This is a genomic window from Flavobacterium sp. N3904, assembly GCF_025947305.1.
Lineage (GTDB): Bacteria > Bacteroidota > Bacteroidia > Flavobacteriales > Flavobacteriaceae > Flavobacterium.
Genome location: NZ_CP110009.1, coordinates 3,822,359 through 3,848,028, shown reverse-complemented (window position 1 = coordinate 3,848,028; position 25,670 = coordinate 3,822,359). Strand labels below are relative to the sequence as shown.

Here is a 25,670-nt window from a genome sequence, read left to right as displayed (position 1 = left end):
AAAAACATGAAAAAAATACTTTATATAACAGGAATTTTGTTGTTGGGAATATTCTCTTCCTGCTCTGATTTTCTAGAAAATGAGCCACGAGGGGTTCTGTCTGAAAAGGATATCATTACACCTGCCACTATAGATGGCTACATGAATGCGGCTTATGCACAATTGGGGAATGATCATTATGATTCGCCATATAGTTTATGGCCTTTTGGGAATGTTCGATCCGATGATGCCTATAAAGGAGGAAGTGGTACAAACGATATTCAGGATTTCCATTTTTTTGAAGTGTCTAATAACATAAGACCAGATTTTGGAGAATTAGACTCATTTTGGTACATCAGTTATGTTGGAGTTTCCAGAGCGAATAAAGCTTTGCATGCTTTGGAACAACTTAACGAAGCGGATTATCCTTTGAAAAAGACACGAATTGCCGAAATGCGTTTCTTGAGAGGCCATTTTTATTTTATGCTTAAAATCATGTTCCGAAATGTTCCTTACATTACAGAAGATATTCCAGTTGAAAAGTATAATACTATTTCCAATCATGATTTATCAAATGAGGAACTATGGAACAAAATTGCCGAAGATTTTGAGGCGGCAGCAGCTGTTTTGCCAGATACTCAAACGCAAGTTGGAAGAGCCACAAAGAAGGCAGCCTATGCTTATTTGGCTAAAACTCGCTTGTATCAAGCCTATACCCAAGATGATAATTTTACGGTAACAGGTATAAATCAACAGCATCTGCAAGAAGTTATTGCTGCTACTGATAAAGTTGTGGGTTCAGCTTCTTTAGAGCCTGATTTTGCAAATAATTTTTTACCGGGCAGTTTTGAAAATGGTCCTGAATCAATTTTCTCCATTCAATTTTCTGACAGTGACGGTACTCTATATGGAAGATTGAATTTTTCAGATGTACTTTCCACTCCACAGGGATTAGGATGTTGTGATTTTCACAAACCAAGTCAGAATTTGGTTAATGCATTTAAAACGGGATCAAACGGTTTGCCAGAATTTGACACCTATAATGACACAGACTTTGATTATAAAAAGTTAGATGATTTCACTGTAGATCCAAGATTATATCACACTGTTGCAATGCCTGGTTTGCCTTATAAATACGACCCTGAATTTCTCTACGTTGAAGCTTGGGTAAGATCTCCTGGAACATACGGCTATTATGCCTCTTTAAAAGAAAATGTGGCTCCAAGCTGCAGTTGTGTAGTAAACATTGATCCCTTCTACGGAAATTCAAAAAATAGAATACAAATTCGTTATGCGGATGTAATACTGATGCGTGCTGAAGCTTTAATCGAATTAGGAAGACAAGATGAAGCTTTACCATTGATCAATGAAATTAGAAATAGAGCATCGGCAAGTACTGGGAGACTTACTTATGTTACTAATTTTAAAATAAGCCCTTATATCAATGGAACAAATTGTTCTTGGACGCAAGATTTTGCTCGCAAGGCATTGCGTTGGGAAAGACGTTTGGAACTGGCAATGGAAGGAAATCGATTTTTTGATTTAGTTCGTTGGGGCGTTACTGAACAGGTGATGAATGACTTTTATGCGAAGGAAAAAACAAAACGAACTTATTATCAAGAAGCCTTTTTTGATAAAAATAAAGAAGAGTATTGTCCAATTCCATTGAAGCAAATTAATTTCAGTCAAGGATTATACAAACAAAATCCAGGTTATTAATCATTTATAAAACGAAAAATATGAAAAAATTAATATATAAAAATATGACCAAAGCCTTTATGGCTTTGGCATTGATTTTCGTGATTTCAGCTTGCGAAGACAGTTTTGAAAATGGTGGTTTTGAGGTTGATTCTCCCTCAAATGTTACTTCTTTTAAAATAAATGGAGTAAATGGAGCCATTGATCAAAAGACAGGAAAAATTAGTGTTACGATGCCTTACGGTTCCGAAATTACTGCTGTCACACCTGAAATGACTTTAGAAGAAGAGGCTACAACAAATTTGGATTCGACAAAACCGATAAATTTTACGAACCCGGTTAAGTTTAGAGTTGTGAATGGTAATTTGTATAAAGATTATACAGTTACGGTGGTTGTCTTGAGTCCGATTAAGAGTTTCAAAATCAACACTGTTGCTGCAGTTATCAATGATGTGAGTAAAACCATTACAATGACTTTGCCAGAAAACACCAATTTGACGGCTTTGCAACCTATAATTGAATTAACGGAAGGAGTTTCAATTTCTCCAGCATCGGGAACTACCATTGACTTTACTAACCCAGTTATATTCGTAGTTACTTCTAACGGAAAAAGCGTTAACTATACCGCAAATGTAGGCGTACCTGTAACTGGTTTAGTGGTTGCATTCTTAGGAATGGCGCCAGATAGAGCAGGAATTACAAATATGGATGAAAAAACCGCTTCAGACTGGCTTTTCCAAAATTTTCCAGGAGCAAAATACATATCATTTGACAATATACTTAGCGGTGCTGATTTAAGTGATGTGGATGTAATATGGTGGCATTTTGATTCTGCCACAAATTTGCCTGCCGTAGCTTACAATCCTGTTGTAACGAATGCCTTGAAGAATTACCGTGCCACCGGAGGTAATCTGCTATTGACCACTTTTGCATCCCAATATGTTGATGCTTTAGGTATAGTTCCTTCTGGAAAAGGACCTAACAACGTTTTTGGAGATTTTCCTCCTAATGGGTTTGTAGATGGGAATTCGTGGGGAATGTCTTTTGTTGGACATGAAACCCACCCAATTTTCGAAGGGTTAACTACTTATGAAACCGGAAAAGCAAATTTATTGCAGAGTGGTACTTTTAGGTTGAATCATACTGCTTGGTGGTTTGTTCCAGAATGGGGAGGTTATGTTAATGGTGAAGGTTGGAGAAATCAAACGGGCGGTACCAATCTTGCGAGTGAGTCATGGGATAATTCACTTGATGGTCGAGTAACTATTGCTGAGTGGCCTAATAATGCCACAGATAAAAACGTAATTGTTATTTCAATGGGTGCATACGACTGGTATAATGAAACAAATAGTAGCGGTGTTCCAAGTCAGGCTAATGAATTTTTGAATAACATTAAACTTTTGACGCAAAACAGTATTAATTATTTAGTTAAAAAATAATCATACAATGAAAATGAATTATAAAAAAATAATGATTGTATCATCAATCTTTTTTTCGCTGGTTTCCTGCAGTCAAAATGATGATACCTATATTGGCGGTTCCATTTCTGGAGGTCCCGTAGAAATGACAAGTATTTATCCTGTACCACCATCCCAATGGATGGGTGGTACAGACCCTTACTATAGTGCAGGTTATACAGGAGACATAATGCCTTATTTTGATAACGGAAAATTCCATATCTTTTTTCTGCATGATGCCCAGAATAAACCTGCCGGAAAAGGATTTCATGATATCCATGAATTTCAAAGTGCCGATTTAGTTAAATTTTCATATGAGGGTCAAATGATTCCATTCGGAGATGCTACCGATCCGGATTTTGCCATAGGAACAGGTTCAGTTGTTAAATTGGGTAATGTATATTACTTTTATTATACAGGCCACAATGAAACGCCAGCTTTTATACAATCTAATGCCAGAGAAAGCGTGTTATGCGCCACAAGCACCGATTTGAAAAACTGGACAAAAGTTCCTTCGTTTAAAATCACAGCTCCAGCAGGATACTACAATTATGATTTTAGAGATCCTCATGTGTTTTATAATGAGGAATTAAAAAAATACTCAATGATTGTAAGCACCCAAACTGAGCCAGGAAGGAAAGCTGTTTTATTGCATTTTACAAGTGATGATCTAGTATCCGGTAATTGGACTGTTCAACTGCCGATTTATACAACTACTGCAGAGGAAAATTATCTGATGATGGAATGTGCGGATATTTTTAAAATGGGTAATTATTGGTACTTGTTTTTCTCAGAAAACTGGGGTGGTTCAAAAGGAACACATTACAGAATCGCATCTTCAATCAATGGACCTTGGATCACTCCTGAAAATGATAGGATTGACGGTGAATATTTCTATGCAGGAAAAACAGCCTCAGATGGAAATAAACGTTACGTTTTTGGCTGGAATGCCAGAAAATCACCGGATAATGATACTGGAAATAAAGAGTGGGCTGGAAATATGGTTATTCATGAGTTGATACAAAATACAGACGGAACTCTTGGAGCTCAAGCACCACAGTCGGTAAAAGACTTATTTGCTCAAAGTATCAAGGTTGAAACATCCACTACTATAGGGAATGTAACAGAAAGTAATAGTACTTATAATTTAGATGGTACATCGGAGAAGGCGATGGTGTTATTTAAAAATGTTGAGAAAAAAGTTAAGATAAAAGGACAATTCACTCTTGGAAATGCAACTGGTTCAGCTGGTTTTGTATTTCAGACCAATGATGGCGGAAGCTATTATAAAATTGCTTTTGAGCCTAGCCAAGGTAAAATTGTAGGATATAATTCTGCTTCGCAAGAAGTAACCAGGATTCCGTTTAAATTTCAATCGGGCGTGAAATATGATTTTGAAATTGTTGCTGAAGGAAGTGTTTGTATTCTTTACATTAACGGGAAAGCAGCATTAAGTAATCGTATTTATGGAAGAGATAAAAATAAATGGGGTATTATAGCTGAAGGACAAAACTTTACTGTTTCAGATCTTCAGGTAACAAAACCAGAATAACAAAGGGATTTATCCTAATTCATTGATTATTTGGGTACAAAATAATGTTAGATTAAGTTAAGTTTGTTTAAAAGGGTAAGACTGTTGCTCTTACCCTTTAATTTATTAAAATAAAGAAAAATGATTAAATTATTTAAAGTGAAAGCGGTAACGTATGGAGAGGTGTTGTGGGATGTATTTCCTACTCATAAGAAAATAGGAGGAGCACCATTGAACGTAGCACTTAGAATGAAATCCTTTGGCGCAGATTCAACAATAATTAGTAAAGTTGGTTCTGATACTGATGGTAAGGAAATTGTTTCTTTTTTAACTGAAAAGGGGATTGATACGAATGTAATTCAAATTAGTGAAGAGTATAAAACGGGTGTAGTTAATGTAATGATCAATGAAAAGGGGAATGCATCGTATGATATTCTATATCCTTCTGCATGGGATAAAATAGGACTGAATGATGATGTTATGACAAAAGTTTCTGAAGCCGATGTTTTTATTTTCGGAAGTTTAATCTGTAGGGATGAAGAATCTAGGTCAACTTTAAATGTTTTATTGGAAGAAGCAAAATATAAAGTTTTTGATGCCAATTTAAGAGCACCTTATTATACAACTGATGTCTTAATAGAACTTATGATTAAAGCTGATTTCATCAAGCTTAACGATGAAGAACTATTTGAAATAAGCAGAAAATTAAATTCTCCTTATAATTCATTTGAGCAAAATATTAAATTTATTGCAGACCAAACAAATACAAAACAAGTATGTGTTACCAAAGGTGCATTTGGAGCTGTTTTGTATTATAATGAAAAATTTTATTATAATAGTGGTTACTTTATTAAAGTTGTTGATACTGTTGGTGCAGGGGATTCATTTTTGGCTTCCTTAATAGTAAGATTATTAAGAGGGAAGTCACCTCAAAAGTCATTGAATTATGCTTGTGCAATTGGGGCTTTAGTAGCTGGGGAAGAAGGAGCAAATCCAAAGATTTCTGAAAAGACAATTAGTGATTATATGAAAATTGAAAAAAGAAAACAGACTATTAAAAAATAGGGTTCTGGAGCATCTAAAGTTAAGTTTTACCTTTCTTAAATCCTTAAACTAAAGATTAAAAGTTCATTGTGCAAAGAGGAGCGTTAGTGAAATTAAGGTTGCGCACTTGCATAAAAAACAAATAAGTAATCTGGGGTAACTATATTTAAAACATTCTGTACTTTAGAAGTTTTGTTCGCCGAGGTAATTTACGATGTGATAGTTTTCAGGATGTTTGCGATTTGGCAATAGCTTATTACACGAAAGAATACGTGCGGTAGGGTGGGCACTTAGGAGAACGGAGTTTCTCCACTAACGAAAAACGAGGTTAAGAAAATATAAGTTACCGAAACCGATAGCAAATATTGGCGATTATTAGCTGTTATAAGCCGTTTTCTTACTGGTATTTTTTATCTTTGTTATATAATTTATTTACCATCTATCGAGAAACAAATCAAATTGCTTTATAGTTTTAAAAATAACTGTCATGGTACGAAAGTTTCTAAATTCGTCATTACAGCAGCGTGAATTTCGTTATCGGGGCAAAGAAATATTTCGTATTGAAGGCCTAAGTGATGCTGTTTTTGCTTTTTCTGTCTCGCTTTTGGTCGCTTCGCTAGAAGTTCCACAAACTTTTTATGAGCTAAAAGAAATCACCAAAGGAGCTATTCCCTTTTTCTTAACCGTGGCCCTCGTTTTTCTTTTTTGGTATCGCCAATATATATTTTTTCGAAGATATGGACTTAATGATTTAATTACTATTATATTAAATTTGGCCTATTTGGCAATAGTCATATTCTATCTCTATCCATTAAAATTTCTATTTTCTCTTCTTATTTCATCATGGTTTGGTGTCGATTTATTTGCAAAAGCAAAACATGAAGGCCTTGTAATACTTTCTAATAATGATTTTCCGCAATTAATAATTTTATTCAGTTTAGGTTATTTCATGATTTGGCTTATCATTTTTTTACTGCATCAACACGTAATACAATTAGCTGATCAATTTGGCTTTTCTAAGTTTGAATTATTATTTACAAAAAAAGAAGTTAAAGGTGCTTTGTTGAACAGCTTTATTGGATTGTTTGCCTTGACCTTTGCTTATTTTGACTTTGAATTATATGCTGGTCTTTGTTATTTTTTAATTCCTATTGTTTTGATCGTTAATCACTATATTTTTAAAAAGAAAGTAAAAAAAATAGTAAAAGCGTAGTTGATAGACATAATCAGAAATTAATGAGGATGCTAACCTTTCCTTTCTACACAGGATTTCAAGTTAATTACCTTGTGAGATACCATACTCAACCAAACTTCTCATTCTCACGAAGGAAAATACGACCGATAGCGAGGTAAAAAGACCTCGATGAGCGGGAGTTTAGAAAGTTGATATACTGTGTGAGCATGAATTACTTTGTCAGTTCCCTTCGTTCGTGTGCAAATCAGCGATTGGGTTCTAACAATTGAGATTCCTTCTCCGTCGGAATGACAATATTGGAGGAGGTTATTGCGTAGTATTATCGCTTGATATTATTTATATTACTTTTTTTGAGAAAAAACGAGACATAGCAAGTGCGAAGAAATCTACCATGAATTTTGTGTTTTTGTTGCTTCGTGAGCACTCGCACCAGCAGAGGGACTTTTGACTTGTTTTCTGTTTTCAAGATTTATTTAAAAAAAAACAAAGTTATTGACTTTGCGGAGCAGGTGGGGAGGGATTATTGACGAACTCTTTGTGGAGCGGGGTATTTATGAATCTTCGATTTTTTAAACTGGAATATTTATCTAATAAAATACCACTCCATAGGTGCTGTATCTGTTACAGACTAATTTGTGTGTTTATTTGAACTGCTTATTGAACAGGTATTGTTATTTTAGAGGAATTGGACAGAGGCTTTATTGCCTAATATGCTATCCGATTATACAACGTAAAACATGTTCCAGCTGAAGGCCAGAATAGCTACAGAATTCCTCTATCGAAATTAACTGATGTGGTTCTTTATTCAAGTTGTCTTTAATTTTATTTAAATACAACCTTGCCTGTCTGTATGTTTTACCAGTAATACGTTGTACATCTTTTGGATAAATACATACCCTGATGTTTGCTGTTATCACATTACTCTTTTTAATACACTATCTATACTTAGGGTACGGCTTTGAGTACCCTTATTGTACACATCAAAAATACTAAAAATATTTTGTTTTTGATTGACTAAAAGCGGTTATTATAGGCTTTTTAGTACCGTTTTTGACACTGTGCTTTTGAAATGTGCTTTAATTGTTGAAATATTTGCTGAGATCATTCCCGATTTAGTTGCAACGAATATTCAGGATGAAAGAGTAGATCAATCATTTTTTAATTTAAATTTTAAACAATTATGGCAAAACAGAAAGGCATAATTAAATTGAAAGGTACTATCGGAGATATTACTTTTTATAAATCAAAGGATGGGTATATTGCCCGTGAAAAAGGTGGCATTGATGCCAAACGAATTGCCAGCGATCCTGCGTTTCAGCGTACCCGCGAGAACGGGTCGGAATTTGGCAGAGCGGGCAAGGCTGGAAAAACCTTGCGTTTGGCATTGCGTACCTTACTGCTTAATTCCTCAGACAGCAGAATGGTCAGCAGACTTACTCAGCTGATGGTAAAAGTGATTCAGGCCGATGCAACGAATGACCGTGGACTTCGAAACGTTATCGATGGCGAAGCCGAATTACTTAATGGCTTTGATTTTAATATCACAGGAAAATTGGGGACGACGCTATTTGCTCCTTTTGTGGGAGGAATTGATCGTGTTAGCGGTGAAATCACCGTTGATTTGGAATCGTTTATACCTGCCGATATGATTGCTGCACCAAGTGGTACCACTCATTTTAAAATCATATCGGCTGGTGCTGAAATTGATTTTGAAGCAGAAACATTCGTTACCGCCACGTCTGAAACGGCTATTTTGCCGTGGGACAATACCCCTACAGCGGCCATCACTCATTTAAATGCTGTGACTGCCAATAGCACAAAACCTTTGTTTTTGGCTCTGGGACTGGAGTTTTATCAGGCTGTGAACGGTAAAATGTATACGCTGAAAAATGGTGCCTACAATCCATTGTCATTGGTTCAGGTCAGTGGACTGTAGCTGTATATAGTATTTTCTAGACTTATTTCCCTGATGGAACTATCTGAAAACTCAAATGTGAGGACAGAATCATTTGTTATACCATTGAATTGCCTTGACTCAATAATGAGAAAGGGTTTTCCTGTATTCCAGAGGGGGAGTATTTATTGAGACAGCGTTACAGTCGGAAATAGCAACGGCATATGGCGGTATTTGATGAGAAAAACAGAAGTGTTATATTGCTTCATCCTGCCAATAATGATCCATAAGAATTAATGGCTGTATTGCTTCTATAAAAGATAACCTTCTGTATCTGGTATAGGTCTGCAGTCCAAACAAGCTTTTGCTATAGTTAAAAATTTGGCTTATAAAGCTTTGGATTGTTCAAAAAAGGTTTCATTAATTGTTTAATCTTAATTTCATAAATTATGAATATAGTAAAAAGGGTGATAGCCCCAACTCCAAAATTTTTCAAAGTGCTTCGAAATATTGGACTCGCTTTGGCAGCTGTTGGCGGAACTATCGTGGCTGCGCCTATAGCTTTACCAATAGTAGTTAGTTCTATCGGAGGTTATCTAGCAGTTGCCGGGGGCGTATTGTCGGCGGTGAGCCAGATTACTACCGTTAAAGAAGGAATCCTTCAAGAAGTTGTGGATGACTAGCGGTAATCCAACATTAATTGGTACTGCCGGCGGTACTTTTTTGAGTATAGTCCCGAATTTGCATTCGGAGGATGTTTTGAAAACTGTTTTATTGGCTGCTATTGGAGCGATAGTCAGTTTTGTATTGTCGATTATTCTTAAATTTATCGTCAAGAAGCACAAGAAGAAGTAGTTATTGGTGTTAATTGTTTAACGATTAACTAAATGAAGCCCAAACCGTAAAGGATTGGGCTTTTTTATTGTTCGATTGTTGGATGCTCGATTATTAGATTGTTGGATTGTTGGATTGGTCGTTTGGTGATTCTAGGGGTCACTATCTTGCGCCAGCGCGTAAATCCTTATCGTGATTTTTAGCGCAAAAATATAAGGGCAGTGAGAGGATGGAGATGAAGATATTTTTTTTGGATTAAAAGCATTTTTTCTTTTAGCTCACTTAATTTTTATTCTAAGTGGTGTTCGCTGAATCTTCGATTTGTCTTGATTACTCCTGTATTATTGATTTAATGGAGTTCGTGAATCTTTGATTTCAAAAGAAACAAAAGATCAAGCCTGAATATTTTTGCACAAAAAATCATCGAAAGGATCTTCTTATCGTGACCCTAGATTTTTTCTTTTGTCTTGATACAAAAGAAACAAAAGATCAAGCCTGAATATTTTCGCACAAAAAATCATCGAAAGGATCTTCTTATCGTGACCCCAGCCGCTCCGCTAGGGGATCACTCCCATCTTCCAGCGCGCAAATCCTTATCGTGATTTTTAGCACAAAAATATAAGGGCGGGGAGAGGAGGGTAATAAAGAAATTTTTTGTGGATTAAGAGCATTTTTTCTTTTAGCTCACTTAATTTTTATTATAATTGGTATTCGCTGAATCTTCAATTTGTCTTGATTACTCCTGTATTATTGATTTAATGGAGTTCGTAAATCTTTGATTTCAAAAGAAACAAAAGATCAAGCCTGAATATTTTTACTCCAAAAAGCATCGACAGATTTTCGTATATTGACCCTAGATTTTTTCTTTTGTCTTGATACAAAAGAAACAAAAGATCAAGCCTGAATATTTTCGCACAAAAAATCATCGAAAGGATCTTCTTATCGTGACCCCAGCCGCTCCGCTAGGGGGTCACTCCCATCTTCCAGCGCGCAAATCCTTATCGTGATTTTTAGCGCAAAAATATAAGGGCGGTGAGAGGACGTTTTTCATTAGGTCATTGTTGTTTTATTTGGAGTTTTTTCATTTTTTAGCTTGCTTAAATTTTTTATAAGTGGTGTTTGCTGAATCTTTGATTTCAAAAGAAGCAAAAAATATTCATGGTTTAATATTGTTTTTTTGTATTCATGAATCGTCGATTTCAATCCTCAATACTTTTACACCAAAAATCATCGGAAAGCATTTATCTCACTTATTCCTTATTGTTATCGGGGTTCGATGAGCCTCACTACGTTTCGGCTTCTCTATCGTGACCCCAGCCGTTCGTGCTGAGCACTCACTCGGGGGGCACTCCCTGCGGCCAGCGCGTAAAACCTTACCGTGATTTTCTGGAGTAAAACTATAAGGGCGGGAGAGGACGGTTTCATTAGTTTATTTCTGTTGTTTACTATGACTTCGATTTTGGAAGCTGCTTGCTAGTTCTCAATCGTTCACTTCTCGTTTTGAGGTGACAATATTGTTGTGAAATGTTATCGTTTGTCTTTAGTGTCTTTGTCGAAGGCTATGAGGTTTAGTGTAGAACGCATTCGGGAGCGTACCCGGTTGCCGTAGGCGTGTTCGATTTCTGAGGCGGATAGGTTGGTGGTGATGTGGGTTTGGAGTTTGCGACTGATGAATAGGTCGTAACGTGATAGTAGGATTTCGGCCATGACGTTGCATTCGTTGCCGAAGTATTTGAGATTGTTTTCAGTGCCTAAATCATCAAAACATATTGTTTTAGGTGCAGACTTGCTGTACTTGTGGATAATTTCGTAGCCCTCCTTTATGAATTCGAAACTAATGTCCCGGCATGGTTTTACGGAGAATTTGTGAGCAATGGGTGTGAGGTGTTTCATTAGATTCATCAATGCCGTTTTGCCACAGCCCACAGGACCCGATACCATTATTCCCTTGTTTAGGTCGATGTTAAATTGATTGCAAGTTGATTCGTCTTTTAGAAAATAGGCAATTAGTTTGAATATTATGGGGTGGTCGCTGTCCAGGATTTTGAAATGATTACCGTATAATGCAACACCTTTTTTTTCTAGCCAGATGATTACTTCACCGTAGTTGTAGTGTGAATTTATTTGTGTTTCCATAGTTTAGAATTTAACCGCAAAGAGAGCAAAGGTAGGACGCAAGGTTCGCAAAGTGCTATTTGCAACGATAACTAAAGAGGTTCTGAAAAGTTTTTGTCGGTGGTGGTGTTGAGGTGTTTTGCCCTGTTTGGTTTTGCAGATGGGTTGAATTTATTAGCATTCAACATCCAGTTTTGTGCTGCTGCTGTCCAATCGATCATCGGAGTTTTGCCACCAACAAGCCAGCCGTTACTCGAGAAGTAATTGAAGAATTTCTGTGCTTCGAGTTCGGGGAAGTTTTGTTGTGCAAAATAGGTTTTGATTTCATCAAAAGTAGGGTGGATTTTTTCTTTTTTCTTTTTTTCATAATTGGAGAACGCTACGTGCATTTTAAAATTTTGTGATGGCTCATCCACGTTTGAAATGTTTAAATGGTTTGTTTTGTTTATATAGTTTATAGAAGATACCAGTGCTTGTTCAGTGCCTGTTTCACTACTTGTTCCTTGCGTGTTCAGAGGCTGTTCATTATTTGGTTTTCTTTTTTGGCTATTTCCTGCTTTTTTGAGGATTGGTTTTAAGTCTTCCGAAAAATCGAAAAGGACTACCATGCTTCCCTTAAATGGATTGAATGAGGGCATGTATTTTATATATTTTTTTTCGTTTAATTCCCTCATGCATTTGTGGTAGGTTGCTTTGGAACAAATTTTACTGATGTGCATTACTTCTTCCCGCGTTATACTGATTGGATTGTTAAAACGGTTTAGATTCCAAAATTGGAATAATGCCATGTATAGACTGACGTGTGTAGGGTTGAGGTTTGGATCCTGGATTATACGGTCGAAGAAACCAGTGAGGTGTTTGATGTAGTTCATTGTTGGTTTTGAGTTATGAGTTATGAGTTGTGAGTTGTGAGTTGTGAGTTGTGAGTTGTGAGTTTTCGGTTTTAGTTTTACCACCCCACCCTACGGGCACCTCTCCAATCCCGATAGCTATCGGGAGGAGAATGGGAGTGTCTATTTAAAGAAATTAGGAATGGTGTTGACTTTGTTGTTTTCCAGCAATTTATCGATGTCTTGATTGTCGTAGTACATAGTGCCGCCGATTTTGGTGTAGGTTAGTGTACCGTTAATGCGGAAGTTTTGGAGTGTTCCAGGGGAGATATTGAGTAGTTTCCTGACTTCGGTTGATTTTAGCCATTTTTTGGCGTGCGGATTTTTTTCATTAAATAATTCTTTAATGTCTTCTAAAAGAGATTTACGGAATTCATAGAGGTCTGCTTTGGTAAGAATTTCGATTGCCATAATTTTTATTTTATAGTGTTATGGCACAAAATTGTAGGTATTGGTGGTTTTTATATCACAAGTGGTTCACAAGTTGTGAAGATTTTTTTATTACAATGAAGTGTTTTGTTTTGATTAATAGCGTGTTACTAATTTATTGGAGTTCGTGAATTTTTGATTTCAAAAGAAACAAAAAGTAAAGTATTTACGGTTGTTGTATGTTTTTTGTTGATTAAGCATATTTTTTCTTTTGTCTTGATTACTCCTGTATTATTGATTTAATGGAGTTCGTGAATCTTTGATTTCAAAAGAAACAAAAGATCAAGCCTGAATACTTTTACACCAAAAATCCTCGGAAAGGATTTTTCTATCGTGACCCCAGCCGCTTCGCCAGGGGGTCACTCCCTGCGACCAACGCGCAAATCCTTACCGTGATTTTCTGGAGTAAAACTATAAGGGCGGCGGAGGAACGGTTATTAATCGCATTTTTTCTTTTAGCTCACTTGATTTTTGTTTAAGAGGTGTTCGCTGAATCCTCGATTTGTCTTGATGAAAAAGTAATAGAAGATTAAAAGTATAAGCATTAAATTTTTAATTAAATAGGAACACTTTTCTTTTAGCTCACTTAATTTTTATTCTAAGTGGTGTTCGCTGAATCTTCGATTTGTCTTGATACATAAGAAATACCGTTTGTTATTCTAAATCTTTTTCTTTTGTCTTGATTACTCCTGTATTATTGATTTAATGGAGTTCGTGAATCTTTGATTTCAAAAGAAACAAAAGATCAAGCCTGAATATTTTTGCACAAAAAATCATCGACAGGATCTTCTTATCGTGGCCCCAGCTGCTCCGCTAAGGGGTCACTCCCATCTGCCAGCGCGCAAATCCTTATCGTGATTTTTAGCACAAAAATATAAGGGCGGTGAGAGGACGTTTTTCATTAGGTCATTGTTGTTTTATTTGGAGTTTTTTCATTTTTTAGCTCGCTTAAATTTTTTATAAGTGGTGTTTGCTGAATCTTTGATTTCAAAAGAAGCAAAAAATATACATGGTTTAATATTGTTTTTTTGTATTCATGAATCGTCGATTTCAAGCCTGAATATTTTTACTCCAAAAATCATCGACAGATTTTCGTATCTTGACCCTAGATTTTTCTTTTGCCTTGATGCAAAAGAAACAAAAGATCAAGCCTGAATATTTTTGCACAAAAAATCATCGAACGGATCTTCTTATCGTGACCCCAGCCGCTCCGCTAGGGGGTCACTCCCATCGGCCAGTGCGCAAATCCTTATCGTGATTTTTAGCACAAAAATATAAGGGCGAGGGGAAGACGTTTTCATTAGGTCAGTGGTTTCTATTATTAGAGGTGTTTGTTGATACATTTAGCTCACTTAATTTTTATTAAAAGTGGAGTTCTCTGTATCTTCGATTTAACTTGGTTTAAAAGAAAAAACAAGTCCTTATATTTTTTGCAAAAATATTGGGACATGGAAGGAGACATTTTTATGAGTTGATTTCTATTGTTGATTTTTTAATTCAGTGATGAAATAAGTGGGAGAGAGGCCTGTTCGGTTTTTGAATGCCCGTGTGAAGTTTTAAGTGGAACCGAAGCCTGCTTCATCACCCAGTGCCTTGTTGGTGTAATTGCGGTATTTGTTTTCGTTTTTGAGTAATTCTACAATATGATCAATTTTTAAATCGCTGATGTATTCTATGCTGCCTTTGTTGCGGTAGCGTGCAATGATTTTTGAAACGTATTTCGTATTGGTGTTTACTATGGAAGCTATTTTTGCCAAAGTCATGTCTTTTTCGAGGTACTTTTTTTTGTGCTCAAATTTTTCCAAATTTTTCAGAATTCCTGTCACTACTTCAGGACTGATTTCCAGCTCTATTTCTTTGCCGGTGCATTCGAAAGTTGGCGATGAGATTGTTTCTGGTTTGCGATTCATCAATTCTTTGAACAACCTTTTATTTCTGTAATGCCTATTCACAAATAAAGCTATAGTGATTGTCATTATTATAATTATAACACATCCTATAACTTCCCAGTGTTGTTCATTATCTCTTTGAATTTGCAGTAATTTTTTTGTATTGTACTCTTTGTATACTTTTCCAGAAAGGTATCTGAAATCTTTATACAACAATCTGTCCACTTTTAAAAGGGTACTGACATAGTATAACTCTTGTTTCTTGTCGTTTCGTTGCTGATAATAATCGATTAATACTTCGTATGCTTCCCTCAAATCCGGACGTATGTAATTTTGTTTTTGGAAAGCGTCATCTACTTTTTTAAAGTAGAGTACAGCTTTTTCTTCCAACTTCTGTGACCAGTAACTTTTACCAATATAAAAATAGGCCACCGTTTCGTTTGCATAGTCTTTATTATGTTTTACTGCAGGCAATGTTGTTGTTAATTTCTTTATGGCATCACTATAATTGTGTTTAAAATATTGGTTCACTCCTTCGGACTGGATGAAATACGATTGCATTTCTGAATTTTTGAAGCTTTGACCAGCGCTAAGCCCCAACTGATTGGTCTGGCTAGACAATTCATATTTACCTATGCGGTTGTAACAAAGACCTAAAGTATGCAGTGAATTCAGATAAGCCCGTTCATTTTCTTGCCTGAAATAGTTGACGCATTCTTTTAATAATGAAATTGCCTCATCGTAAAATCCAAGATAATATTTGATCTGACCAATACCGTATTTTACTTTGTAAATAAGGTATTTGTTGTTTGTTTTTGAACTGTATTCGTCCGCTATCAGGAAGTTTTCCAGTGCTTTAATATGCTCTCTATTTTCATAATACACTATTCCTTTTGTCATGTAAGCCGACCCAATTAATTCGGTATCAGCTGTTTGTTTTGCGGCAGTTGCCATGCTATCAGCATAGATAAGCTGTACTTTTTTATTGTTTATATAAAGTAAGGCTTTATAGGCCAATACCATTTGACTGAAGTTTTTTTCCAGTTTGGCCTTTGCTAACCATGATACTGCATACCGTTTTTCTTTAAGACTGTCTTTTTCCTGATAAAGTATGTTTTTGCTAAAATATTCATAGCCTTTACCGCAAAGACTGTCCGGAATGGCAAAATTCCTGTGTTGTGCCTGTGTACAATTATACAAACATAGCCATAGTATGAGTAGGTATTTTTTTGTCATATTTCTGAGATTGGATTTTGCTGATTTGAAAATGCAAGATTACCGGTTTAAGGTTCCGTTCATTGTAAAATAAAAACAGCTAAAATAAATTATTAAGTGCAAGAATTACCCTAGTATATAATTTTTTTTATCTCCGAAACTAACTTCTTGAATTGTCGCTGTTTGTTGCAAAAAAGGTTTGTATTCAATTCGAGAATTGCATAGTGTTGATTCCGGAATCGAACAGTTGTTGGCTTGTGGGAGGCAAAATTGGCTATTAGTTTTGCCCTGAATTCAAATGGTTTTGTTATGAGCATTGCCAACACCAACACTGTTCAGATTACCCCGGGAGAAATGAACTGATTAAAACAATTATCAGTAACATTTAAAACATTAACTACAATGAAAAAAATCAATTTATGTCCAGTCGCTTTAGTTTTTTTTGCTTTTATATTTTTACTTGATTCTTATAGTGCCAATGCCTCTTTGGGATTGGGTATTACTCAAGCGAGTATAGTTTCTAAAAATAAGATCAGTTATAATTCCATAAATGATAATGAAATATTAATGAACAGCACGAAGATCTTTGTGACCTGTGGTCGGATTCCGAATGAATTATTCTTGTCTTATCCTGCGACAAATAGTTTGGAACGGAACATGCCTTATTTGACTAAAACGGGGATCGATATTGATCCTGATTGGTTGAAATTTGTAACCCATTTTACTTGTAGTATTGAAGGATCAGATCAAAAAGATTAAGTGTTTATAAAACTTTGCGCAAATTTTATAAAGATAAGAGGCTACTTAAATGAGTAGCCTCTTTTAATTTTCATCTGCATCATCCATACGGATAATGAGTTTGTTTTTGAGTGTATTCAGAAATTTTGTTCTGTCGGATTTTCTGTTTCGGATTTCGAGAAAGACCCTGTTGAACTGTCCTAAATCAATGTTGAATGCTGATGCAAAAACTGTTGCGACTTCTTTGAGTCCTGATTTACCATTATTGAAGACACCTTCTGCATGAAGTGCGTAAATTAATTCGATCAGTTCTACTTTTGATCCTGTCCATTTTGGACCTTTATGATGTAGGGAAGATAGTTGTGCTTTTATTGGCTTTCTTTTTAATTTTTCAATTTGTTCTTCCAGAAAAATTCTTATCTCTTGGTTGGCTAATATTTGTGCCACTTTGTAGTCATGGGATGTAGTGAAGCGATGATCAGCCTGAAAATAGGTGATGTCCAACATTAGTTTAAGGTCGTATTTCAAACGTGTGAAATAGCTGACATCTAGGTAGTTGTTGCCAGTGCGGTAGTAACGATAAAATTCTTGGTTCTCCTTGAAAAAGATTTTTAACTTAGCGAGCTCTCTTTTGTAATGTGAGCGTATTGTTTTTTTAGAACCCATTGGGCTTTTGATTTCTATATTATAGATTTCGTTGCAGTAAATTAATTTGCTAACAAACTTTGGTTTGATATCCCGAAAGAATTCGATTTCCTCTTTCTTGTTGGGGAATTTATATTTGATGGAAAAAGTCTTCAATTTATCTAAGGTGGCGAGGCAGCTCTTAATTGCCTGCTCCGATACCTCTATAGGGTTTTCTGTTTCCAGATGGATAAACTTTAGTTGTTGTTCCAGTTCTGACAGCAATGATTCAGCAAACAATTTCATTAGTGCTTTTTTAGATTTACAAATGGACCGATTCGGTAAATGAATCGGGGGGCAAATCTATTTGATGGATATTGGGGTTACAAATATTGCTCTGTGTGATTCCCGAATTGAATAGCGATATTCCCGAATTGCATAGAAGAGTAAAGACAAAGGAGTAAATAAGAAAGAGCAAAGAAAAAAGAGCAAAGAAGAAAGAGCAAAGACGAAGGAGTAAAAGAAGAAAGAGTAAAGAAGAAAGAGTAAAGAAGAAAGAGTAAAGAAGAAAGAGTAAAGAAGAAAGAGCAAAGAAGGCAAAGTGTTCACGATCGGGACGCTCGCGCTAGCATGGGTATGCAATTCCTTGTTTAGCAAATCAGTAATAGACGATATTCTCCTTCATTTTCTATTGGTGCTCTGTGAATACAAGGTAGGACCTGTTGTTTTGGATGATCCACCGCCAGGCGCCAAAGATGGCCTAATCCTAAATTAATAGGCACTGCATGAGGTTGCGCCTGATAATGCAAATCAAAATAATTTTCCTTCAAAAAGTTTTCAAATTCCTCCAATGGTCCATTATGTAGCTCTTTAAGCTTTTTTCGAATTGCAAGAATTAGAATTTTTTGCTCCGCTTGTTCATTAGAAATAATGTCACTTGCCATACCGTGATAGGTACATAAAAAAGTATCCGTTGCAATGGGCGAGCGATCAACATGGTATGAATACACATCAGTGGATATGAAATCAAATTCATCATCCCGATCATAACATTTAAGTAAATTAAGAGAGGGGGAAGCGCCGAAATCGGCTAATAATCGTAAATCATTTAAGATAATTTCCCTTGCTATAATCCCCTTTTCTGATAGTTGGAGTGCCAATAGATTTTTAGGGTAAACTTCCGTTATATTTTCTTTTATCTGCGGTTTACCTACAATCGCTGCAAAATCGCCTTCCAAATTTCGGTACCAGCATAGTGCATTCATTTCTCCATTAAAATTGATATTTACTAGTTCAGAAAAAGTGGATACTATTCCAATTTGGCTGCTGACAGAAAATGTATTACCCATAGTATGATATCAAGAAGCCAGTTATTTAATGCACTACAAAATTATGTAATTCAGTGTCATCGAGCTAATTTTTTATCAAAGTTAATCTACTGTTTGGGCACGGATTACAAATCCGCGCGATCAGGTGCACGGATTACAAATTCGCGCGATCAGGTTTTGGGGTTCCTATCGATAGATAATTGATTAAAACCATTGAAGTCTCTTAGCGCTGGGGTACTATTTTTTAAACCTATAAATTGTATTTTTTTACTTTACACTTATTAGATCCAACAATCCTTTCTCCTGAAACGTATTGACGAAGGTGGGAGATTGCTACCTGCCGTTTTTAAAAATGGGATGGATTTAAAATAGCATTAGAAAAGCAATGAAATAACAATTATAGCTGTGAGGTCAGGAGAGCTCGAAGAGCTGATTTTCCATATTTATTAAAATGACTTTGAAGAACCAACTAATTTTATTATAAATCGCTAGGGAAGTGTTTGTATTGTAATTACCGATACTTAAAAAAAGAACTCCGAAGTCAGGAGACTTCGGAGAGCAGGGAATAGGCGAAGTAAATCATCCCAAATGCAAAATCATTTTGTTAACTGCCGTTATTTTGTTATTTCGTTATTGCTGGTATCAAATATTCCTGCATTATCTTTTCAATTTGTTTTTCACCGTATGGCGTATTGTATGCTATCGAGGTAATTACCAGTACAATTGGTTGGTCTTTGAAAATAAAAATTCTATTACCACCATTTCCGCTGGAATAGTAAACTTCATAATCCAAGCCATTTATTTTGTACGTTTTATTCCAAAACAGATAACCATAAAATTCATTCTCTGCTATTGTCATTTGATGTGACAAACTTTTTTCTATCCATTCTTGTGATAAAATTTGCTTTCCATTCCAAGTTCCTTGATTTTTGTATAATTGCCCGAATTTAGCATAATCCAATGAACTTAATTGCAAACTTCCTGCTGTATTTGCTACTTTTTGAGGTGTGAATTGCCATTTGTATTTTACTATGTTCAAAGGTTGAAATAAATTTTTGTCAGCATATTTTTCTAAGCCATTTGGTACAGATTTATCAATTATGTCCCCCAATACTATGCAGCCTGCCGTAAAGTAATCCCATTGTTTATCAGCCTGTTTTGTTTTGTCAACAGGAAGATTTAATGTAAAGGCAACCCAATTTTTGGTAGGATACATATTTTCTTCGTTGCCAAGTGATTCAGAATTCATATCGGAACCTTCAAAAGTTGAACTCATTGTCAGTAAACTTTTTAAAGTAATACTGTCTTTTGCTGTAGAATAGTTTTGAAAGGATTTTAGGTCGTAAAATTCTTTTAAAGTTTGCGTTTCACTTTTTATGTATTTGTCTTTGATTGCCATGCCTAAAAGAGTGGATGCAAATGATTTACTTACAGAACGTGTGTCATGAAGTGTATTTCTATTTACTCCATTGAAATACTCTTCAATTAGAACTTTCCCCTCTTTTATTACAATAATACTGGTAATATTTTTATAGGTTTTCTTTGCAATTTTTCGGTTTAATTCTTCAATTTTAGTGACATCAATTTCTTCTGTGGAAATCTGCCACTCTTTAATTGGCTTTATCGATTGAACTTTGACCAGTTTTTCATCGATTTTAATTTCTGGAACTATAATTTTTATTTGTCCTTCGGCAATTATGTTTCCTGTCAACACTTCGGTCCGTTTTAAATAGGGTCTGATTTCAATTTTCAGTAGATGTTCTCCCTCTGATAATGATTCTTGTCCGCCATTGCCGATAAATCTATTCCAAAGAAATTTACCCCAGGAATCTTCGTTGGTAGAACTTATTAATGGAACTCTGAAAATTGTTTTCTGATTTTTGCTTTCTGCACTTCCAGCTCCACTATTTAGGTTTTCAACATAAATTTTTTTGCCGTCAATACTAAATGTAAATTGATAATTCCCGTTTTTAGATAGTTCTTCAACTGTTGATTGAGGTGACAGCAAATGAAGATAATTTGTCAAAGATTTGTCTAAAAAAACTCTGATATTTAAATCGGTTTTCTCTTTTAATTCAAATGATTTTTGAAAATCGGTTTCTTTAAAGTTTTCAATTGCAATTGCTTGTCCCATAAAGACAATTTTACCAATATTTGATTTGTGAATTGGATAAATTATGCTATCGCTTTTTATAAATTCGTTTGTTTGTCCAGACACATTCAAGTATGTCAGCACACTTAATGCTAAAGTAGTGATTTTTGATTTCATTGATTTTGATGATTTTGATTGATGATTTTTGATGATTGTTAAATGTGATGATTGTTTTTTTTGTGATTGTGATTTTAGCAGTTTCGTGCGTTAAAATGGAGGTAACCAGTATATCTGTATTTGATACATACTTTCTTAAAATCAAATATACATATTAATCCTTACAAAATATCAATAGGATTATTGCATGATTCCGTAAAAGAGGAGGAACTGGGTTATCTAATTACTGTGTATGCTTTGACTACTTCTTCACTTTACATAGTTTGAGTGCAAATCCTTGTGATTGGGTTTGCTTTGTCAGTTAGGCAAAACCCCGAGTGTTTTAGGTAGTTGATCTACTGTTAGGGCACGGATTACTTCGTAAGTTCACTTCGTTCGTGTGCAAATTTGCAATCGGGTTCTAGTAATGGAGATTCCTAGTCCGTCGGAACGACTATATTGGGGGAAGTTATTGCTTAGTATTATCGCTTGATATTATTTATATTACTTTTTTTACAAAAGAGACACATAGTAAGTCCGAAGAAATCTACCATGAATTTTGTGTTTTTGTTCCTTCGTGAGCACATTTGGTCACGAGCGGGACGCTCTCGCCAGAAGGGTATAATAAATATATAGAGGAGGTGATTTTATTTGTCAAACTTCTTATAATTTTGAATATCTTAAGTTAATGTAATGCTTTGAACCAAACTACCTACACTCTTCGAATTGCTTGAACCCATGTTCGAAGGAATTGTCGCTTTACTGGGGCGGGAGGTGGAAGTAACCCATGATCTAAGTCAAAACTCATGCTTCGGGTCAGTCGAGGGGCATGTGGCGGCATAATTTTATGAGTTGCTATATTGGCATCAAGATCACAATGATCTTCACAACCAGCTAAAGAAACGGTATCTAATTCATGTATATTAAATACTTTTATTATGGATTGTAAAAATTGAACGCGCACACCAGCTTGATACAGTTCATCTGTAGAATACAAAGGATGATCGGTTGCTGATAAATTTTCAAGCAGCTCATAGTCATGTTTATTGCAATTTAGATTCATCAAAGCAACAAAGTCTGGATTATCTTTCAGCTTGGTACTAATATAGCCAGTTGGAACCGAGTCATTTATGACACGGGTAAACAGCGTATGTATGAGCCCTGCATCCATACCAATATAATCGCTTAAGAAAACTCGATCGTTTCCTTTGGCTTTTGACGTGCCACGAATTAATGTTTTGAGCCTATAAGAAGTTTTTGCTTTTCTAGCAATATCTATAAGTTTGTTTTTTGAAATTCCACGATGTCCAATGAAAGGGGTTGAATGGTGAATCATCTCGTCAACAAAACTTACCATTCCCCTTTTTGGTATCCTTGTTCCTTGAATTTCTGTAGGAGTAGGAATTCTTTTTCTTTCTCTAGCCAAATCTTTTTTAAATTCATCTGGCAACTTATTGCCAATGTGTTGGTCGTGTTCTTGGATAGCGGGAGGATTAAGTATGTATTCTGGTCCAACCAATTCATGATCAAGATTGTTGAAATTCAAGTTAACGAATAGCGATCGGCCAACAGTATCTTTATGAAAGCCAATAGAATTTGACGGGCGTTCATAATAGAAATCTACATCGACTATAATTTTCCATTCTTGGTTAACTAATTCATTTTGTTGAATATATTTCAACTGATCGGATGTAGTGAGGGTGTTGCGAACATTTGTAGCTATATTTTGTTTAATATCATTGTTTTCGCTAACTAAAAAATATCCATTAGCAACACCCGAAGGAACTACTAAAACAGGAGCTCCCATAGTAAAAGTCGGGTTTCCATCAGCAAAATTTATTTCAACGGTTCCCAGACGGTACACTTGTTTGCGATTAGGAGCATCTATCGCTGAAACCAAGTGATCCAACTCATTCATAATATCTGATTGTAAGGCAAAATGTTCTTGGGAGAGTTGTTCCACCTTTGGGGCTGATATTCCTTCTAAACTGCCTGCTTCTGCTCCTGTGGTAATGCTTTGCCAATCAGCAGCCCCAACTTCAACCCATACTAATTCGCCTACTTGTGCAGGTGCACCAGGTATTCTAGAATTTTCTGCTACCCAAGCTCTTGTTTTTGGTGAAAGTTTTGTCATAAAAATTGCATCTTGATCCGCTTTATAATGATCCATAAAATCTTTCTTAAGCTCTAATGGAAGGAGATTGGGATCGATGGGGGCTCTGTAGAAACTATTCGAATTGGAGAATCGAACTCTTTGGTGTATCGAATTGCTATTTGAATTGAGCGCAGAAGAATTAGTCTTGAGACTTAACTTTTTATTTGTGTCCAAATTAGAATTGTTAAAACCCTGGGCTTTCGAACCCATCACATCCGCTTCTTTCTCCAAACCGGCATCATCATTAATAGTAAGATCTCTCTTCTTCTGTATGGTGGGTTTTACTCTCCCTTGCTTCTGCTGTACCACATGCCATGCTTCATGAGGTAGGTGTTTTTCTTGTCCAGGTGCTAGATGAATATCCGTTCCCTGTGCATAAGCGTGAGCTTGTAATTGAGCAGGTTTACCTGAGTTGCGATGCACTTTTACATCATCCATTGAATAACCAGAAATGTTTTCAATACCTGATTTTAAATTATCAGGCAAGCCAGTATTGTTTTCTTTTTTCTGTATGGGTTCAAATTTTCCTTGCCCTGTTTCTTCTTCTACGTTTTCTTTTTGTTGTGCAGTTTGAGAGGTGAAATTATCAGCCATCGCTTGATATGCTCTAAGTTGTTTTACCTGTGCGCTGCTATTTGCAATTTGCTGATAGGCCTTGAATTGCTGTACCCGAGGGCTATTGTTAATAGCTTCTTGAAGTTTTCTTTGCGCAATCGCTTCTGGTCTGTTGTTTACAAACTGAATAGCAGATTCGCTACTGCTTTGCTGTTTTGGTAAACTGTTAGCAACAGCCAGGCTTTTGTTATCGGATGTTTTGTCAGCATGTGTATTCATTTTGCAATGTATTATCTGTTAAAATTGCCTATAAACAACCCGTTGGGTGCAATTAGATCTTTATGATAACTTTTCGTCAGTTCAAGTAATTTCGGAAGAAAATCGTATCGAGAACAAGAAAAATTTCATTAAAAACGGTTCTCGATACATTTTTTGTTACGTTTTACTCCACAAAAAACACTCGAACTGACGTTTTTAATAATTGCACCCAACGAGTTATAAACAGTATATATGTTACGTACTCACACATCCACCCAAAAAATGGTGTATAAGCGTGCTTTACAAACTCTTTCCTGAAATCAAATATACATATTAATCCTTACAAAATAGAAATCGAATTATTTTGAATTGATTTAGGGAGCGGGGGGTACTGGTTGTCTAATTACTGTGTATGCATGGATTACTTTTTCACTTTCCTTCGTTTGAGTGCAAATCCTTGTGATTGGGTTTACTTTGTCAGTTTGACTAAAGCCTCGGATGTTTTAGATAGTTGATCTACTGTATGGGCACTGATTACTTCGTAAGTTCACTTCGTTCGTGTAGAAATACGCGATTGGGATTTGTTCGGTATGGTACCACATATGCCAAATCATTAAATTGTAATACTGTCAAATTTAGTGAATAGAATTGATTTTTATAAAAGTTATAATTCCATTTTATTCTAGTACTATTTCATTAAAAACGGTTCTCGATACATTTTTTGTTACGTTTTACTCCACAAAAAACACTCGAACTGACGTTTTTAATACTTGCGCCCTACAGGTTAAAATACATTTTTTGTTACGTTTTACTCCACAAAAAACACTCGAACTGACGTTTTTAATACTTGCGCCCTACAGGTTAAAATACATTTTTTGTTACGTTTTACTCCACAAAAAACACTCGAACTGACGTTTATAATACTTGCGCCCTACAGGTTAAAATACATTTTTTGTTCCGTTTACTCCACAAAAAAACACTCGAACTGACGTTTTTAATACTTGCGCCCTACAGGTTAAAATACATTTTTTGTTACGTTTTACTCCACAAAAAAACACTCGAACTGACGTTTATAATACTTGCGCCCTACAGGTTAAAATACATTTTTTGTTCCGTTTTACTCCACAAAAAACACTCGAACTGACGTTTTTAATACTTGCGCCCTACAGGTTAAAATACATTTTTTGTTACGTTTTACTCCACAAAAAACACTCGAACTGACGTTTTTAATACTTGCGCCCTACAGGTTAAAATACATTTTTTGTTACGTTTTACTCCACAAAAAAACACTCGAACTGACGTTTATAATAATTGCGCCCTACAAGTTAAAATACATTTTTTGTTACGTTTTACTCCACAAAAAATACTCGAACTGACGTTTATAATACTTGCGCCCTACAGGTTAAAATACAATTTTTGTTCCGTTTACTCCACAAAAAACACTCGAACTGACGTTTATAATACTTGCGCTCTACAGGTTAAAATACATTTTTTGTTCCGTTTACTCCACAAAAAATACTCGAACTGACGTTTTTAATAATTGCGCCCTACAGGTTAAAATACAATTTTTGTTCCGTTTACTCCACAAAAAAAC

17 protein-coding genes are annotated in these 25,670 nt (G+C 35.5%); 9 read left to right on the top strand and 8 right to left on the bottom strand.

Going from position 1 to position 25,670, the window contains the following annotated elements; genetic code table 11:
* Positions 1 to 6 precede the first annotated feature (6 nt).
* The 8 genes from OLM57_RS16285 to OLM57_RS16245 all read left to right on the top strand — a co-directional run bounded on the left by OLM57_RS16285 (position 7) and on the right by OLM57_RS16245 (position 9,653).
* Positions 7 to 1,698, top strand: a complete 1,692-nt coding sequence (locus OLM57_RS16285) for a RagB/SusD family nutrient uptake outer membrane protein (protein ID WP_264564750.1) — start codon at positions 7 to 9, stop codon at positions 1,696 to 1,698.
* A 20-nt stretch (positions 1,699 to 1,718) separates the two neighbouring features.
* Positions 1,719 to 3,116 (top strand): DUF4960 domain-containing protein, encoded by a 1,398-nt coding sequence (locus tag OLM57_RS16280; protein ID WP_264564749.1) that lies wholly within the window; start codon positions 1,719 to 1,721, stop codon positions 3,114 to 3,116.
* 7 nt (positions 3,117 to 3,123) lie between these two features.
* A complete protein-coding gene (locus OLM57_RS16275; protein WP_264564748.1) occupies positions 3,124 to 4,686 on the top strand; it encodes a glycoside hydrolase family 32 protein in 1,563 nt (520 codons plus the stop codon).
* Positions 4,687 to 4,806: 120 nt separating this feature from the next.
* The gene (locus OLM57_RS16270) at positions 4,807 to 5,730 is read left to right on the top strand and encodes a carbohydrate kinase family protein (protein WP_264564747.1); all 924 of its coding nucleotides are present in this window, start codon (positions 4,807 to 4,809) and stop codon (positions 5,728 to 5,730) included.
* A gap of 466 nt (positions 5,731 to 6,196) precedes the next feature.
* Positions 6,197 to 6,922, top strand: coding sequence for a TMEM175 family protein (locus tag OLM57_RS16265; RefSeq protein ID WP_264564746.1), 726 nt, complete (start codon positions 6,197 to 6,199; stop codon positions 6,920 to 6,922).
* A 1,162-nt stretch (positions 6,923 to 8,084) separates the two neighbouring features.
* Positions 8,085 to 8,840 carry a hypothetical protein gene (locus OLM57_RS16255; protein ID WP_264564744.1) on the top strand — a complete coding sequence of 252 codons (756 nt, stop codon included), beginning with the start codon at positions 8,085 to 8,087 and terminating at the stop codon, positions 8,838 to 8,840.
* Between the two features lie 407 nt (positions 8,841 to 9,247).
* A complete protein-coding gene (locus tag OLM57_RS16250; RefSeq protein ID WP_264564743.1) occupies positions 9,248 to 9,481 on the top strand; it encodes a hypothetical protein in 234 nt (77 codons plus the stop codon).
* Positions 9,474 to 9,653 (top strand): hypothetical protein, encoded by a 180-nt coding sequence (locus OLM57_RS16245; RefSeq protein WP_264564742.1) that lies wholly within the window; start codon positions 9,474 to 9,476, stop codon positions 9,651 to 9,653. The genes OLM57_RS16250 and OLM57_RS16245 overlap by 8 nt, the downstream gene beginning before the upstream one ends.
* A 1,506-nt stretch (positions 9,654 to 11,159) precedes the next feature.
* On the opposite strand, the gene OLM57_RS16240 is transcribed toward OLM57_RS16245, so the two are convergent.
* The 4 genes from OLM57_RS16240 to OLM57_RS16225 form a co-directional block, all read right to left on the bottom strand.
* Positions 11,160 to 11,768 (bottom strand): ATPase, encoded by a 609-nt coding sequence (locus OLM57_RS16240; RefSeq protein WP_264564741.1) that lies wholly within the window; start codon positions 11,766 to 11,768, stop codon positions 11,160 to 11,162.
* Positions 11,769 to 11,839: 71 nt separating this feature from the next.
* A complete protein-coding gene (locus OLM57_RS16235; RefSeq protein WP_264564740.1) occupies positions 11,840 to 12,619 on the bottom strand; it encodes a transcriptional regulator in 780 nt (259 codons plus the stop codon).
* Between the two features lie 141 nt (positions 12,620 to 12,760).
* Positions 12,761 to 13,048, bottom strand: a complete 288-nt coding sequence (locus OLM57_RS16230) for a helix-turn-helix domain-containing protein (RefSeq protein WP_264564739.1) — start codon at positions 13,046 to 13,048, stop codon at positions 12,761 to 12,763.
* 1,574 nt (positions 13,049 to 14,622) lie between these two features.
* The gene (locus tag OLM57_RS16225; protein ID WP_264564738.1) at positions 14,623 to 16,191 is read right to left on the bottom strand and encodes a tetratricopeptide repeat protein; all 1,569 of its coding nucleotides are present in this window, start codon (positions 16,189 to 16,191) and stop codon (positions 14,623 to 14,625) included.
* 381 nt (positions 16,192 to 16,572) lie between these two features.
* Between OLM57_RS16225 and OLM57_RS16220 the strand changes: the two genes are divergently transcribed.
* Positions 16,573 to 16,929, top strand: coding sequence for a hypothetical protein (locus OLM57_RS16220; protein ID WP_264564737.1), 357 nt, complete (start codon positions 16,573 to 16,575; stop codon positions 16,927 to 16,929).
* Positions 16,930 to 16,992: 63 nt separating this feature from the next.
* On the opposite strand, the gene OLM57_RS16215 is transcribed toward OLM57_RS16220, so the two are convergent.
* The 4 genes from OLM57_RS16215 to OLM57_RS16200 all read right to left on the bottom strand — a co-directional run bounded on the left by OLM57_RS16215 (position 16,993) and on the right by OLM57_RS16200 (position 24,097).
* Positions 16,993 to 17,838 (bottom strand): RteC domain-containing protein, encoded by an 846-nt coding sequence (locus OLM57_RS16215; protein WP_264564736.1) that lies wholly within the window; start codon positions 17,836 to 17,838, stop codon positions 16,993 to 16,995.
* A 344-nt stretch (positions 17,839 to 18,182) separates the two neighbouring features.
* The gene (locus OLM57_RS16210; protein WP_264564735.1) at positions 18,183 to 18,881 is read right to left on the bottom strand and encodes a DUF1826 domain-containing protein; all 699 of its coding nucleotides are present in this window, start codon (positions 18,879 to 18,881) and stop codon (positions 18,183 to 18,185) included.
* A gap of 601 nt (positions 18,882 to 19,482) precedes the next feature.
* Positions 19,483 to 21,129, bottom strand: coding sequence for a serine hydrolase domain-containing protein (locus OLM57_RS16205; RefSeq protein ID WP_264564734.1), 1,647 nt, complete (start codon positions 21,127 to 21,129; stop codon positions 19,483 to 19,485).
* A gap of 691 nt (positions 21,130 to 21,820) precedes the next feature.
* On the bottom strand, positions 21,821 to 24,097 hold the full coding sequence (locus tag OLM57_RS16200; protein WP_264564733.1) for a DUF4157 domain-containing protein: 2,277 nt from the start codon (positions 24,095 to 24,097) through the stop codon (positions 21,821 to 21,823).
* Positions 24,098 to 25,670 lie beyond the last annotated feature (1,573 nt).

Excerpts from the sequence above, each read along its gene's own strand:
- OLM57_RS16280 (WP_264564749.1), top strand. The coding sequence starts at position 1,719 with ATGAAAAAATTAATATATAAAAATATGACCAAAGCCTTTATGGCTTTG.
- OLM57_RS16225 (WP_264564738.1), bottom strand. The coding sequence starts at position 16,191 with ATGACAAAAAAATACCTACTCATACTATGGCTATGTTTGTATAATTGT.
- OLM57_RS16245 (WP_264564742.1), top strand. The coding sequence starts at position 9,474 with ATGACTAGCGGTAATCCAACATTAATTGGTACTGCCGGCGGTACTTTT.
- OLM57_RS16270 (WP_264564747.1), top strand. The coding sequence starts at position 4,807 with ATGATTAAATTATTTAAAGTGAAAGCGGTAACGTATGGAGAGGTGTTG.
- OLM57_RS16215 (WP_264564736.1), bottom strand. The coding sequence starts at position 17,838 with ATGAAATTGTTTGCTGAATCATTGCTGTCAGAACTGGAACAACAACTA.
- OLM57_RS16275 (WP_264564748.1), top strand. The coding sequence starts at position 3,124 with ATGAAAATGAATTATAAAAAAATAATGATTGTATCATCAATCTTTTTT.
- OLM57_RS16285 (WP_264564750.1), top strand. The coding sequence starts at position 7 with ATGAAAAAAATACTTTATATAACAGGAATTTTGTTGTTGGGAATATTC.
- OLM57_RS16240 (WP_264564741.1), bottom strand. The coding sequence starts at position 11,768 with ATGGAAACACAAATAAATTCACACTACAACTACGGTGAAGTAATCATC.
- OLM57_RS16220 (WP_264564737.1), top strand. The coding sequence starts at position 16,573 with ATGAAAAAAATCAATTTATGTCCAGTCGCTTTAGTTTTTTTTGCTTTT.
- OLM57_RS16205 (WP_264564734.1), bottom strand. The coding sequence starts at position 21,129 with ATGAAATCAAAAATCACTACTTTAGCATTAAGTGTGCTGACATACTTG.
- OLM57_RS16265 (WP_264564746.1), top strand. The coding sequence starts at position 6,197 with ATGGTACGAAAGTTTCTAAATTCGTCATTACAGCAGCGTGAATTTCGT.
- OLM57_RS16230 (WP_264564739.1), bottom strand. The coding sequence starts at position 13,048 with ATGGCAATCGAAATTCTTACCAAAGCAGACCTCTATGAATTCCGTAAA.
- OLM57_RS16255 (WP_264564744.1), top strand. The coding sequence starts at position 8,085 with ATGGCAAAACAGAAAGGCATAATTAAATTGAAAGGTACTATCGGAGAT.
- OLM57_RS16200 (WP_264564733.1), bottom strand. The coding sequence starts at position 24,097 with ATGAATACACATGCTGACAAAACATCCGATAACAAAAGCCTGGCTGTT.
- OLM57_RS16250 (WP_264564743.1), top strand. The coding sequence starts at position 9,248 with ATGAATATAGTAAAAAGGGTGATAGCCCCAACTCCAAAATTTTTCAAA.
- OLM57_RS16210 (WP_264564735.1), bottom strand. The coding sequence starts at position 18,881 with ATGGGTAATACATTTTCTGTCAGCAGCCAAATTGGAATAGTATCCACT.
- OLM57_RS16235 (WP_264564740.1), bottom strand. The coding sequence starts at position 12,619 with ATGAACTACATCAAACACCTCACTGGTTTCTTCGACCGTATAATCCAG.